Annotated in this window: 15 protein-coding genes and 1 riboswitch; of the genes, 8 read left to right on the top strand and 7 right to left on the bottom strand. The window is 69.1% G+C overall.

All coding sequences use genetic code 11. The features are described from left to right. The 5 genes from GXZ33_RS02230 to thiC all read right to left on the bottom strand — a co-directional run. The coding region (locus GXZ33_RS02230) for a thiazole synthase (RefSeq protein ID WP_291339223.1) at window positions 1–675 on the bottom strand (675 nt) is incomplete at its 3' end. A gap of 3 nt (window positions 676–678) precedes the next feature. Beyond that, complete coding sequence (gene thiS / locus GXZ33_RS02235; protein ID WP_291339224.1) at window positions 679–879, bottom strand: sulfur carrier protein ThiS; 201 nt, start codon at window positions 877–879, stop codon at window positions 679–681. A 2-nt stretch (window positions 880–881) separates the two neighbouring features. After that, window positions 882–1,934 carry a glycine oxidase ThiO gene (gene thiO, locus GXZ33_RS02240; RefSeq protein WP_291339236.1) on the bottom strand — a complete coding sequence of 351 codons (1,053 nt, stop codon included), beginning with the start codon at window positions 1,932–1,934 and terminating at the stop codon, window positions 882–884. Further along, a complete protein-coding gene (locus GXZ33_RS02245) occupies window positions 1,934–2,584 on the bottom strand; it encodes a thiamine phosphate synthase (RefSeq protein ID WP_291339225.1) in 651 nt (216 codons plus the stop codon). The genes thiO and GXZ33_RS02245 overlap by 1 nt, the downstream gene beginning before the upstream one ends. After that, on the bottom strand, window positions 2,568–4,334 hold the full coding sequence (thiC, locus tag GXZ33_RS02250; RefSeq protein WP_291339226.1) for a phosphomethylpyrimidine synthase ThiC: 1,767 nt from the start codon (window positions 4,332–4,334) through the stop codon (window positions 2,568–2,570). The genes GXZ33_RS02245 and thiC overlap by 17 nt, the downstream gene beginning before the upstream one ends. Continuing rightward, a riboswitch (TPP riboswitch) is annotated at window positions 4,330–4,453 on the bottom strand. (Overlaps the previous gene by 5 nt.) Before the next feature lie 149 nt (window positions 4,454–4,602). Here thiC and rplS point away from each other — a divergent pair. Next, window positions 4,603–4,944, top strand: a complete 342-nt coding sequence (gene rplS, locus GXZ33_RS02255; RefSeq protein ID WP_291339227.1) for a 50S ribosomal protein L19 — start codon at window positions 4,603–4,605, stop codon at window positions 4,942–4,944. A 205-nt stretch (window positions 4,945–5,149) separates the two neighbouring features. Here rplS and GXZ33_RS02260 read toward each other — a convergent pair whose 3' ends face one another. Beyond that, entirely contained in the window at window positions 5,150–5,995 is an 846-nt protein-coding gene (locus GXZ33_RS02260) for a hypothetical protein (protein ID WP_291339228.1), read from the bottom strand. 380 nt (window positions 5,996–6,375) lie between these two features. Continuing rightward, entirely contained in the window at window positions 6,376–8,094 is a 1,719-nt protein-coding gene (locus GXZ33_RS02265; protein WP_291339229.1) for an ABC transporter ATP-binding protein, read from the bottom strand. 45 nt (window positions 8,095–8,139) lie between these two features. On the opposite strand from GXZ33_RS02265, the gene lepB reads away from it, so the two are divergent. The 7 genes from lepB to GXZ33_RS02300 all read left to right on the top strand — a co-directional run. Next, on the top strand, window positions 8,140–8,874 hold the full coding sequence (lepB, locus tag GXZ33_RS02270; RefSeq protein ID WP_291339230.1) for a signal peptidase I: 735 nt from the start codon (window positions 8,140–8,142) through the stop codon (window positions 8,872–8,874). Next, a complete protein-coding gene (locus GXZ33_RS02275) occupies window positions 8,874–9,509 on the top strand; it encodes a ribonuclease HII (protein WP_291339231.1) in 636 nt (211 codons plus the stop codon). The genes lepB and GXZ33_RS02275 overlap by 1 nt, the downstream gene beginning before the upstream one ends. Then, window positions 9,499–9,804, top strand: a complete 306-nt coding sequence (locus tag GXZ33_RS02280) for a DUF2469 domain-containing protein (RefSeq protein WP_040086107.1) — start codon at window positions 9,499–9,501, stop codon at window positions 9,802–9,804. The genes GXZ33_RS02275 and GXZ33_RS02280 overlap by 11 nt, the downstream gene beginning before the upstream one ends. A gap of 138 nt (window positions 9,805–9,942) precedes the next feature. Then, window positions 9,943–10,314: a YraN family protein gene (locus GXZ33_RS02285; protein WP_291339232.1), complete on the top strand. Its 372-nt coding sequence runs from the start codon at window positions 9,943–9,945 to the stop codon at window positions 10,312–10,314. Beyond that, window positions 10,301–11,764, top strand: coding sequence for a YifB family Mg chelatase-like AAA ATPase (locus GXZ33_RS02290; RefSeq protein WP_291339233.1), 1,464 nt, complete (start codon window positions 10,301–10,303; stop codon window positions 11,762–11,764). Before GXZ33_RS02285 ends, GXZ33_RS02290 begins: the two co-directional genes overlap by 14 nt. Next, window positions 11,761–12,918, top strand: coding sequence for a DNA-processing protein DprA (gene dprA, locus GXZ33_RS02295; RefSeq protein WP_291339234.1), 1,158 nt, complete (start codon window positions 11,761–11,763; stop codon window positions 12,916–12,918). The genes GXZ33_RS02290 and dprA overlap by 4 nt, the downstream gene beginning before the upstream one ends. A gap of 4 nt (window positions 12,919–12,922) precedes the next feature. After that, a partial coding sequence (locus GXZ33_RS02300; protein ID WP_291339235.1) for a site-specific integrase occupies window positions 12,923–13,136 on the top strand: 214 nt, incomplete at its 3' end.

Below are 13,136 nucleotides of genomic sequence, written 5' to 3' on the forward strand. Positions count from 1 at the left end.
GACCGCGTGCTTCATGGCCTGCGCCATCGCCACCGGATCCTGGGAGCGGTTGACCGCGGAGGCCAGCAGCACACCGTCGCAGCCCAGCTCCATGGCGAGGGCGGCGTCGGAGGCGGTGCCGACGCCGGCGTCGAGAAGCACGGGCACCGTGGCGCGCGAGCAGATGAGCTCGATGTTGTGCGGGTTGAGGATGCCCAGGCCCGTGCCGATCGGCGAGCCCAGCGGCATGACCGCCGCGCAGCCGACGTCCTCGAGACGCTTGGCCACGACCGGGTCATCGGAGGTGTAGGCCAGCACGACGAAACCCTCGGCGACGAGGAGTTCGCAGGCGTCGATGAGCTCGACGACGTCGGGGAGCAGGGTGTGCTCGTCGGCGATGACCTCGACCTTCACCCAGTTCGTGCCCAGCGCCTCCCGGGCCAGCTTCGCGGTGATGACGGCGTCGCGGGCGGTGCGGCAGCCCGCGGTGTTCGGCAGCGGGGCGATGTCCAGGCGCTGGAGCATGTCGAAGACGGACTCGCCCTGGTCGGCCTTCGCCGCGTGACGACGCATCGCCACGGTGGTCAGTTCCGTCCCGGAGGCCACGAGCGAATCCTCGAGCATGGACATGGACGTCGCGCCGCCGGTGCCCATGATGAGGTGGGAATCGAAGGTGCGGTCGGCGATGGTGAGCATGTGTCAGCCTCCCTGGACTGCGGTGAGAATGTCGATGGTCTGGCCCTCCACGAGGGGGCGGTCCCACCCGGAACGCGGCACGACGTCACCGTCGACGGCGACGGCGACCCCGGCGCCCGGCAGCTGGCCGAGGGTCTCCTCGAGCAGCCCGAGCAGGGTGGTGGCGGTGGTGGACACGGACTCGTTGTTGACGGTGAGGTTCATGATCACTCCTGGTGGGCGGTGTGACGGTGCGGATCGCAGGCCGCCAGATCGATGCCCGGGTCGGTGCCCTCCACGAGGTGGACCGCCACGTCGGCGGCCAGCGCGGTGAGCAGGATCCCGTGGCGGAAGTAGCCGGTCGAGACGATGAGGTGCTCGTTCACCTTCCCAAGGTACGGAAGATCATCCGGCGTGCCGGGGCGCGCCCCCGTGGTGGCCTCGAGGAAATCGCACTCCTCGATGCCCGGCACCAGGCGGGTGGCGTCGCGCAGCAGGTCGTGCACGGCCCCGGTGCGGGGGATGGGGCGGTCATCTTCACGGCTCGTCGCGCCGATGGCCAGCGTGCCGTCCGTGCGGGGGATGAGGTAGACGGGACGGTCCTCCACGAAGCCCCGCACCACCCGCGTGAGCAGCGGCTGCAGATGCTCCGGCACCCCCAGACGCAGGATGTCGCCGTACACGGGACGCAGCTGCAGACCCGGGTACAGGGCGGCGGCCCCGAGACCGTTGGCCAGGATGACGCGCCCGGCGGGCAGCTCCGTCGCGTGCTCGCGCACGATCCGCACCCCGAGGTTGTCCAGCGCATCGAGCAGCGCCGTCGCGAACATCCGCGGGTTGACCTGGTGGTCGCCCGGGATGTGCACGGCACCCGCCAGCTGCGGGCTGAGCGCAGGCTCCAGGGAACGGGCCTGACGCAGCGGCAGACGCTCCGCGGTCATGGAGTGCTGCGCCTGGTAGTCGGTCAGCTCCGCCAGATGCGTCGCATCGGCACGGTCCGCCGCCACGACGAGGGTGCCTTCGGTGCGGTGCCCGGTGGGCAGGTCCGTGTGCTTCCCGACGACCTCCAGCAGCCCCGGATACAGCTCCGCCGAGCGCAGCATGAGGGGGAACAGCGCCTCCTGCCGGTAGACCACCTCCGCCACCGGGGCGAGCATGCCGCCGGCATGGTGGGTGGCACCCGACGCCGGGGCCGGGTCCTGCAGGGTGACCTCGTGGCCGCGGTCGGCCAGGCGCAGGGCGGTGGCCAGGCCGACGAGCCCGCCTCCGACGACAGTGATCACTTCTGACCCTCCTCGAAGCCGGCGATGAGACGTGCCGCGTACTCCTGCGGGTCCGCGGCCTCCATGAGCCCCCGGACCACAGCCAGACCGGCGACCCCGGTCGCGGCCAGATCGGCGGCGTCCCCTGCCCGCACGTCACCGATGGCGACGACCGGCACCTGCGAGACCGCCACGATCTCGCGGTAGCCCTCCACACCCAGCGGCGCGCGGCCGGAGTCCTTCGTCGGGGTCGGACGGTAGGGGCCGGCACCGACGTAGTCGATGAGGTCGCCGTACTCATTGGCGGCCTCCACCAGCTCCCGGGTGCCCGTGGTCAGACCCACGACGGCGTCCGGGCCGAGCAGCTCACGGACCGCCGGAATCGGCAGGTCGGTCTGCCCGACGTGCACGCCGTGGACGGGCAGCCCCTCACGCATGAGGGCGAGGGCGACGTCGACGCGGTCGTCGACAAGCACCGTGGCACGGTCGCCGACCTCGCGGGCGACGGCCGCCGTGAGTTCGTACAGATCCAGCGCGTCGATGGGCTTGCTGCGCACCTGGACGATGCCGCAGCCGCCGTCGACGGCCCTGCGCACCACCTCGAGGATGTGCTCCGGGTCACCGGAACCCGTCACGAGGTAGCAGCGCAGGTCAAGGGAGGGTCGCATTGTTCACCGATTCGAGATAGACGTGGGAGCCGCGCCTGCGGAACTCCTCTGACATGGTACGCATCCCCTCGACCGCCTCCGGCTCACCGACCTGCGGGATGCCCAGCTTCGCGCCGAAGGTGTCGCGGATGTCCTGGCTGATACGCATGGAGCAGAACTTCGGGCCGCACATCGAGCAGAAGTGCGCCGTCTTCGCCGGCTCCGCGGGCAGCGTCTCATCATGGTAGGCCTGCGCGGTCTCCGGGTCGAGGGAGAGGGCGAACTGGTCGTGCCAGCGGAACTCGAAACGAGCCTTGCTCATCGCATCGTCCCAGTCGCGGGCCCCCGGATGGCCCTTCGCCACGTCCGCGGCGTGCGCGGCCAGCTTGTAGGTGATGACACCGGTCTTCACGTCATCGCGGTTCGGCAGCCCCAGGTGCTCCTTCGGGGTGACGTAGCAGAGCATCGCGGTACCGCCCATGGCGATGTGCGCCGCACCGATGGCGGAGGTGATGTGGTCGTAGCCGGGCGCGATGTCCGTGACCAGGGGACCCAGGGTGTAGAAGGGGGCGTCGGAGGCCCACTCCTGCTCCAGTTCGTTGTTCACCTGGATCATGTTGAGCGGCACATGCCCCGGACCCTCCACCATGACCTGGACGTCGTACTCCCAGGCGCGGCGGGTCAGCTCACCGATGGTCTTGAGCTCGGCGAACTGGGCGTCGTCGTTGGCGTCCGCGAGGGAACCCGGGCGCAGGCCGTCACCGAGGGAGAAGGCGACGTCGTACTGCGCGAAGATCTCACACAGCTCGTCGAAGTTCTCGTACAGGAAGGACTCCCTGTGGTGCGCCAGGCACCAGCCCGCCATGATCGAGCCGCCACGGGACACGATGCCCGTCACCCGCTCCGTGGTCAGCGGGATGAACGGCAGGCGCACGCCGGCGTGGACGGTCATGTAGTCCACACCCTGCTCGCACTGTTCGATGACCGTGTCGCGGAAGATCTCCCAGGTGAGGTCCTCGGCGACACCGTTGACCTTCTCCAGTGCCTGGTAGATGGGGACGGTGCCGATCGGGACGGGGGAGTTACGCAGGATCCACTCGCGCGTGGTGTGGATGTCGTTGCCGGTGGACAGGTCCATGACCGTGTCCGCACCCCACCGGGTCGCCCAGCGCAGCTTGTCCACCTCCTCCTGGATCGACGAGGTCACGGCCGAGTTGCCGATGTTCGCGTTGATCTTCGTCAGGAACTTCCGGCCGATGATCATCGGCTCGGACTCCGGGTGGTTGATGTTGTTCGGCAGGATCGCACGACCACGGGCGATCTCCGAACGCACGAACTCCGGATCGCAGTGCTCGCGCAGCGCGACGAACTCCATCTCCTTCGTGATGACGCCCTGCCGCGCGTAGTGCATCTGCGTCACCCGCCGGCCCTTCTTCGCGCGCAGCGGCGGACGCTTCTCGCCCTTCCACTCCGCCGACGCCTCGCCGCGCCGGGTCGCCGTCTTTCCGTCGTCGGCCAGGTTGCGGGGACGCCCCTCATACTTCTCGACGTCGCTGCGGTCTGCGATCCACTCCGCCCGTAGCGCGGGCAGCCCGACGGTGACGTCACACTCCGGGCCCCGCGTGCGGTAGATACGGAACGGCTCATTCGGACCGTCAGGGGAGTCGTCCAGGTGGATCTCCGTCTCGGGGACGCTCAGACCGTTCTTCTCGATCGGGGAGAATCGGTGCTTGGGGTGGATTTCCGTGCCGGAGTCATGGGTCGGCTGCATGCCTACGCCTCTCTTCCTACGCTGGTGCTAACCAGACAGGTTCATACGGTGCTCGCGCGGCCTGATTGTCTGATCAGCGCGATCTCAGCCCGATGCCTCGGGCGCCCGTGGGGACGGGAGGAAGCCTACCACCCCGGAAATTTTGCGGCAGAGCAGCGGGTGTGGGAGACTGTGCGGGTTGTATGTAACGGGCATGAACCGGTCGAGCGTCCCATTCCGGGAAGAGCCGCCAGGGTCCTCTGTCCAGAACTGAAAAGGAACATGTCGCATGAACATTCTCGACAAGGTTGATTCCGCGCAGCTGCGCGAAGACATCCCGGCCTTCCGCCCGGGTGACACCCTCGACGTCCACGTCAAGGTCATTGAGGGCTCCACCGAGCGTACCCAGCTGTTCAAGGGTGTCGTCCTGCGCCGCCAGGGCTCCGGCATCCGCGAGACCTTCACCATCCGCAAGGTCTCCTTCGGTATCGGCGTGGAGCGTACCTTCCCGGTCCACTCCCCGAACATCGCCTCCATCGAGGTCGTCCGCCGCGGTGACGTCCGTCGTGCGAAGCTCTACTACCTCCGCGAGCTGCGCGGCAAGGCAGCCCGCATCAAGGAGAAGCGCTAATCACCTGGCGTTTTCCACTGAATCTCCCCGCATCCTCGTGGTGCGGGGATTTTCTTTTGGCAGGCTATTGACTCATGGGTGTGGCGTGGGTTACAGTCTAGTTATTGCTTCACCGGGCAGTTAGAGATAAGGCCAGGGTGAAGAAGTGGACCCCGGTAGTCCGGTCGAGAGGCGGGACCCGGGGTCTGCGCATGTCTGGGGCGTCCTAGTAGCCCATCTGGTTTGCGCATTCCTGTGTCCACCCGCTGGTCCCGTCAGTGAAAAAGGTGGTCCCGGTCTCGTACATCATCGGGTCGCCGCAGGAGGCGATCGTCTTGTCGAGGATCCGCGGGGTGTCAACACCGGGGGCCCCTGTGAATCCGATGACCGGGGCCGGCGCTTCTGTGGTCGGCTCTGGCGCCGGCACCGGGGCAGGAACGGGGTCAGGGGTGAAGACGGGGGCCGGGGTTGGCGGTGTGGGATTCGGGGTGCTTTCCACCTGCGCCACCGGGACCTCCGGCAGATCAAACTCCCATCGTGATTTATTGAAGGAGTCGGTCAGGCGGAGAGTCTGGGCATCTGTCGGGATTCGGTAGCGTTGTTCGGTTTGACGGGTGTCCCCGGGGAATGTCTCCTGCTCCCATGTCCCTCGCCAGCCAGTGTCCGGGAGGCAAGCCGACTCGATCTGAATGGGAACGTCGTTTCCGCTCGCGTCCAGGATGGACCAGCCTGTCAGGAGAGTCCACATGGCGGAGTCGAATTCCGGTGTCACCGGAGACTCGGCTGTTGTGACCGTGGCATGCAGGTCAATGAAGGGGCCTTCGACAATGTCCCCGGTGATGCTGTCCGTGCACGTGTCCATGAGACGGAGCTGGTCCACGGTGAAATATACAGAGCACTCCCCGTCGTCCGCACAGTCGGTGCCGTGCTGCTTGCCGACAACGCCCGTGATCGGGCCATTGACCACAGTCCCGGAGGATCCCGGAGAGGGGGTTTCGGGGGAGGGGCCCGTCGCGCAGCCGGTGAGCACCAGTGCTCCGGCAGTCAGGATCGACACAATGGTCTTCTTCACTGGAGCCCTTCTTCGTGAATGCGGGTTGACGCGGCTGAGCTTAAGTCGGCGGCTGGACATGAGGGTGGGAGGTCGAACACCCTGGCGGTGGTTGCCAGCGGTCCGCCTATTGACACCGGAGTGTGTCCTGGGTTACATTAATCGGACAAGCTTCACCGGGCAGTTAGGGATAAAGGCCAGGGTGAAGAAGTGGACCCCGGTAGTCCGGTCGAGAGACAGGGCCCGGGGTCTGCGCATGTCTGGGGGGGGAAACCTGGTCTCCGGGGTGGAGGCTGGGCAGCCCTGTCTCAACCTGTCGAATCTGTCGTCGGCGGTGATGCATTTCCCCAGGTCGCGGAGCCGTGGGAAAAACAGAATCGACCGTTTGGGACAGGCGGGTTCTAGGCCAGCAGCTGGCGGGAGGCCAGGTCCCGGTAGAGGGGGTTGGTCTCCATGAGCACCGCATGGGTGCCTGTCCCGGCGATGCGGCCGTCGTCGAGCACGATGATCTGGTCGGCGTCGGTGACCGTGGACAGCCGGTGGGCGACGACGACGAGGGTGCGGTCCTCGGCGGAGGCGTCGATGGCGTCGAGGATGAGCTGCTCATTCTGGGAGTCGACGGCGGAGGTGGGTTCGTCGAGCAGCAGGATGGGCGAATCCATGAGGAGCATGCGGGCGAGGGCCAGGCGCTGGCGCTGACCGCCGGAGAGGGTCAGGCCGCGGTCGCCGAGTTCGGTGTCCAGTCCCTCGGCCTCCTCCATACGTTCACGCAGGTTGACCTGGTCGAGGGCCCACCAGCACTGCTCGTCGGTGGCGTCCGGGGTGGCGAGGCGCAGGTTGTCGCGGACGGTGCCGGCCAGGACGGCGGCCTCCTGTTCCACGTAGCCGACGATCTCACGGACCGAGGCACGGGTCAGCTCCGCCATGTCCTGGTCGCCGAGCCACAGGCGGCCGGAGTCCGGGTCGTAGAAGCGCTCGATGAGGGCGAGCATGGTGGACTTACCCGAACCGGAGGGCCCGACGATGGCGGTCTTGCGGCCGGCGGGGATCTCCACGCTGATGTTCTCCAGGACCGGGGTCGGCTCCGAGTCCTCCGAATCGGGGGAGTAGGAGAAGGAGACGTCGTCGAAACGCACGGAGTGGGCGGGGCGCGCCGGCACACCGGTGGTGGACTCCGGCTCCTCGTCCATGACCTGCTGGATGCGTTCGATCGCTCCCATGGCCTGGCGGATCGTGGTGATCGCGCCGAAGATCGAACCGAGCGGCATGGACACCATGAAGAGGTAGAGCACGAAGGTGACCAGGTCGGCGACGGTGATGGTGCCGGCGGCGACGCGGGCACCGCCGATGCCGAGGACGAGCAGGAAGGAGCCCTGCATCGCCAGGCCTGCGGCGGGGAAGATGAGGGCCGCGACGCGGGCGATGCGGACACCCTGGAGCCAGGCGTGGTCGGCGTCGGCACGCAGGTCGGCCTCCACCTTGTCCTGGGCTCCGGAGGCGCGGATGGTGCGCACCGCCACCAGGGCGCGGTCCATGCCGGCACCGAGATCACCGACCGCCTTCTGCGCGCGCTTGGTGTAGCGCTGGATGAGAGTGGAGGAACCGATGACCGCCACCAGCGTCACCGCGACGACGGCCAGGACGAGGGCGAGCATGAAGACGTCGACAAGTGCCATGAGGACGATCGCACCGATCATCGTGGCCAGACCGCCGATCGCACTGACGAGGCCGCCGGTGAAGGCGGAGCGGATGATGGTGGTGTCCGAACCCAGGCGGGTCACCAGGTCGCCGGTGCGGTGCCGGTCATACACCGGGATCGGCAGGCGCAGCAGGCGGCCGATGAGGTCGTGGCGGGTGGCCTTGACCGCGGTCTCCGCGGTGACGGTGAGCAGGTAGGACTGCAGCGCGCCGAGCACGGAGGACACCACGAGCAGCACCACGAGGATCCACGCGAGGTGGGCGATCGGCCCCTCGCCGACGGTGGAGATGAGCTGGTTGATCACCATGGGCTGCGCCAGCCCGAGGGCCGAACCGACCAGGGAGAGCACCACCGCGGCGGTGAGGGCTCCCTTGTGGTGGCCGAGCATGGCGAGCAGCGCGCGGAACGCGGAGGACTTCATGTCGTACCAGTGTAGGCCCGTCACCTGCTGCTAAGCTCGGTCCCCGTGACTGATTCGGAGAAGACAACCGGGGAATCTGAGAAGAAGCCCGCACCGTGGTACATCGAGATCCCGGTGGTCATCGCCCTGACCCTGCTCGCGATCTTCCTGCTCCAGACCTTCGTCGGTCGGGTGTACATGATCCCCTCGCAGTCGATGGAGCCCACCCTGCACGGCTGTGCCGGCTGCACGGGTGACCGCATCTTCGTGGACAAGGTGTCGTACCGCTTCGGTGATCCGGAGCCGGGGGACGTCGTCGTGTTCAAGGGCACCGAGTCGTGGAACCAGGGTTTCGTGTCCCAGCGTTCCCAGAATGACGTCGTCCGCGCGCTGCAGAACTTCGGTTCCTACGTGGGGCTCGTCGCCCCGGATGAGAATGACCTGGTCAAGCGCATCATCGCCACCGGTGGACAGACCGTGTCCTGCCAGGAGGGTGATCCGGCGGTGATGGTCGACGGGCAGCCGGTCGACCAGTCCTACACGCTGCAGCCCCTGGCGTACCCGGTTGACCCGGCGACGGGGTCGGACGCCTGCGGTGGCCCCTACTTCGGTCCGCTGACGGTGCCGGAGGACAGCTACTTCATGATGGGCGACAACCGCACCAACTCCGCGGACTCCCGCGCGCACATCGGCGATGAGTTCCAGGGCACGATCCCGGAGGACCACATCCGCGGCAAGGTGCAGTTCATCATCTTCCCGTTCAACCGCATCGGCGGTGTCGCCGACCCGGCGATCCAGTAGTGGAGGAGCTTCTCGACGCCCGCGGCCTCGGCCCCGTCGCCGGCGTCGACGAGGCGGGCCGTGGCGCCTGCTGCGGGCCCCTCACGGTGGCCGCGTGCATCCTACCGCCGGGGGAGATCCCCGGCCTCGAGCGGCTCACCGACTCCAAGAAGCTGACACCCGCCTGGCGGGAGAAGCTCTACCCGCTCATCATCGAGGCCGCCGTGGCGTGGTCGGTGGTGACCATCTCCGCGACCGCCATCGACGCCCGCGGCATCCAGCACGCCAACATCTCCGGCATGCGGCGCGCGGTCGCGGCCCTCGACGTGCGCCCCGGCTACGTGCTCACCGACGCCTGGCACATCCCCGGCCTCGATGTCCCGCACCTGCCCGTCGTCGGCGGGGACGCGGTGGTGCGGTCGATCTCCGCGGCCAGCGTCCTGGCGAAGGTGACCCGTGACCGCCTCATGGTGGAACTCGACGAGACCTACCCGGGCTACGGTTTCGCGTCGCACAAGGGCTACTCCACGAAGGTGCACATGGCTGCGGTGCGCCAGCACGGCGCGACGCCGGAGCACCGATACACTTACGCCAACGTCGTCAAGGCCCACGACGAGTGGCTGAACATGCAGGAGGCAGAAGACAGTGAGCGCTGAGGAACTCGACAACTACGAGGCAGAGGTTGAGCTCTCCCTGTACCGCGAGTACCGGGACGTGGTCAGCCAGTTCTCCTACGTCGTGGAGACGGAGCGGCGCTTCTACCTGGCCAATGCGGTGGAGCTCATCCCGCACACCGACGGCCGCGACGTCTACTACGAGGTCCGCATGTCGGACGCCTGGGTGTGGGACATGTACCGTTCCGCCCGTTTCGTGCGGTACGTCCGTGTCATCACGTACAAGGACGTCAACATCGAGGAGCTGGACAAGCCGGACCTCATCCTGCCTGAATAGTCAAGTGCACCCCGGCCCCGGCTGTGGATAACTCCCTGTTATCCACAGATCCGGGGCTCCGTGCTTTCCGACGCTCGCCTTTTCCCCTCATCCGCGTCACCCTGAGGACGACCACATCGTCACATCAGGGGGAGACACATGAGCACCATGCAGAGAAGACGTTCACGACTGGGCCGGCTGGGGGAGTCCGAGGCCGCCCAGTTCTACCGGCGCCGGGGCGCGGAGGTCCTCGCCCGCAACGTCGCCTATCCGGTCGGGGAGCTGGACCTCGTCTGCCGGGAACCGGACGGCACGATCGTGTTCGTCGAGGTCAAGACGCGTTCCGGGCGGGGTTTCGGGGGAGCGGAGGCGGTCACCGGCCGGAAGCTGGCCCGCATCCGGCGCGCGGCCACCCGTTGGCTGGAGGGACGCGGGTACGTCGCGGTGCGTTTCGACGTCCTCGTGCTCACCACCACCGGACACGGCTTCGACGTGGAGTTCTACGAGGGGGTCGAGCATGGCGCTCGGTAGGTCGTTGACCATCGCCCTGGAGGGCGTGACCGCCCGGATCGTCACCGTGGAGGCCAACATCGGCCCCGGGCTGCCGGGCATCCACCTCGTCGGGCTGGGGGACACCGCGGTGAGTGAGTCCCGCGACCGTATCCGCACCGCCGTGGCCAACTCCCGGCTGCCGTGGCCGAAGACGAAGATCGTCGTCTCCATGTCGCCGGCCTCGCTGCGGAAGTCTGGTTCGCACTTCGACCTGCCGACCGCCCTGGCGGTGCTGGCGGCGGGTGTCCCGGCACCCCGGCTGCGGGATGCGGTGGTGGTCGGTGAGCTGGGGCTCGACGGCACCGTCCGCCCCGTCCCCGGTGTTCTGCCGGCACTGCTCGCGGCTCGTGCCCACGGCTGCACCCACGCACTCATCCCACCGGGAAACGCCGCCGAGGCCACCCTCGTGGAGGGGCTGACCGTGCTCACCGCCGACTCCCTCACCGACGCCTGGGCATGGGCCACCGGGGACGGTGACCTGCCGGTGGCGCGGGGTGAGGTGGACGTCGAGAAGCGGAACCTGCCGGACTTCGCCGACCTCGCCGGGCAACGGGAGGCGCGCCGGGCGGCGGAGGTGGCCGCCGCGGGCGGGCACCACATGCTGCTCATTGGGCCACCGGGGTCGGGGAAGTCGATGATCGCGGCCCGCCTGCCGGGGATCCTCCCGCCGCTCACGCCCGCGCAGTCGCTGGAGGCCACGGCGGTGCACTCGGTGGCCGGGCACGGGGCAGCCGTCACCCGGGCGCCGTTCATCGATCCGCACCATTCCATCACCCGGGCGGCCCTGCTCGGCGGGGGACCGGGGACCGCGCGGCCGGGGGCGGTGAGTCTCGCACACCACGGGGTGCTCTTCCTCGACGAGGTTTCCGAGGTGCCCGCCGCCATCCTCGACGGGCTGCGCACCCCGCTGGAGGACGGTCGCGTGCGGCTCCTGCGTGCGCGCCGGGAGGTGGTGTTCCCCGCGCGTTTCCAGCTCATCCTCGCTGCCAACCCCTGCCGGTGCGCGACGGAGGATCCGGCGCGGTGCCGCTGCCGCTCCCACGAGCGGGCCGGCTACCTGCGGAATCTCTCGGGACCGTTGCGGGACCGCCTGGACATCACCGCCCGCACCTCCGCGGCCGGGGTGCTGGCGGGGGAGGAGGAGTCCTCGGCCGTCATCGCCGCCCGGGTGGCGGCGGCCCGTGACCGGGCCCAGTGGCGCTTCGGCACCGTCAACGCCGCGATGGATCCGCACTGTCTACGGCGTGAGCATCCGGCGGATGAGGCGGGTATGGCGATGCTCGGCAACTCCCTGGCCAACGGCGAGATCACCCAGCGGGGCGTCGACCGTTCCCTCAAGGTGGCGTGGACGCTGGCCGACCTGGAGGGTGCGGTGCAGCCGGACCTCGACCACGTGGCCCGCGCCATGGAACTACGGGAGGACGCATGAGCCGCCTCGCCTGGGCCTACCTCAACCGCGTCGTCGAGGGACCGTCCCGCCCGCTGCAGCAGCTCCTCCACGCCGGACGTGACGCCGAGGAGATCGCCCACGGCATCCGCACACGCGCCTCCTGGCTCGGTGACCTGGCCGGGCAGACCGAGGCGCGCCACACCTGGGACCGCGCCGAGGAGGACCTCGCCGCGGCCGCCGTGGTGGGTGCCCGCCTCATCGCCCCGGACTCCCCGGAGTGGCCGCACGCCGAGTTCGACCTCGCCTTCGGTTTCGCCGCCACCGGCCGCAGCGACCATCTGCGCAGCTACCAGGCCGACGCCGTCCCACCGCATGCACTGTGGGTGAAGGGGCAGCCGCTGGGGCAGACGGTGGCGCAGTCGGTCGGGGTGGTGGGCACCCGCGCCGCCACCCGCTACGGAATCGAGGCCACCCGGCAGATCGCCACCGGCCTGGCGAGCCACCAGTGGACGGTCGTCTCGGGCGGGGCCCTGGGCATCGACACCGCCGCCCACGAGGCGGCCCTGGCCGCCGGGGGACTCACCGTCGTGGTGGCCGCCTGCGGCATCGACCGCTCCTACCCCGCCCGCAACGCGACCCTGCTGGAGAGCATCGCCGGGCAGGGCACCTGGATCAGTGAATACCCGCCGGGCACTCCACCGCAGCGGCACCGCTTCCTCACCCGCAACCGGCTGGTCGCGGCGCTGACCGCCGGCACCGTCATCGTGGAGGCGGCCTGGCGTTCCGGGGCACTCAACACCCTGTCCTGGGCGGAGGGGCTCGGGCGGGTCACCATGGCGGTGCCGGGGCCCGTCACCGGGGCGGGCTCACTGGGGTGCCACGAGCGCATCAAGGAGGGACGCGCCCAGCTGGTCACGGGCTCCGACGACATCCGTGCCCTCCTCGGCGCGGCCGGGTCCCTCGACGTCGCCGAACAGTACGAGCTGGCCTTCGCCGCCACCCCGGTCCAGGCGCTGTCCCGCAACGAGCTGCGCGTCTACGACGCCGTCGACCCCGCCGGCACCGAGACGCAGACGGTCGCGGAGACCGCCGGCCTGCCCTTGCCGCTGACGGTCCACCTGCTCCTGGACCTGGCGCGCCGGGGTCTGCTCACGCGCGACGGCACGATCTGGCGGAGGGCCGATACACTCTGAGCACATGAGCACCCACCCGTCCCAGCTGGCCGAGGCCGTCGAGGACTTCGCCGAGCACGCCCGACTGGTGCGCGGCCGCTCCGAGGCCACCGTCCGCGGCTACCGCTCGGACCTGCTCGCCCTGGCCACCCGGGTGCCCACCTTCGCCGCCTTCACCCTCCCCGCCCTGCGTGCCTGGCTCGGCGCGGCCGCGGCGGAGGGGAAGTCACGGGCGACGC

Origin of the sequence: Corynebacterium sp., assembly GCF_012838985.1 — a bacterium.
In the GTDB taxonomy this organism is placed as follows: domain Bacteria; phylum Actinomycetota; class Actinomycetes; order Mycobacteriales; family Mycobacteriaceae; genus Corynebacterium.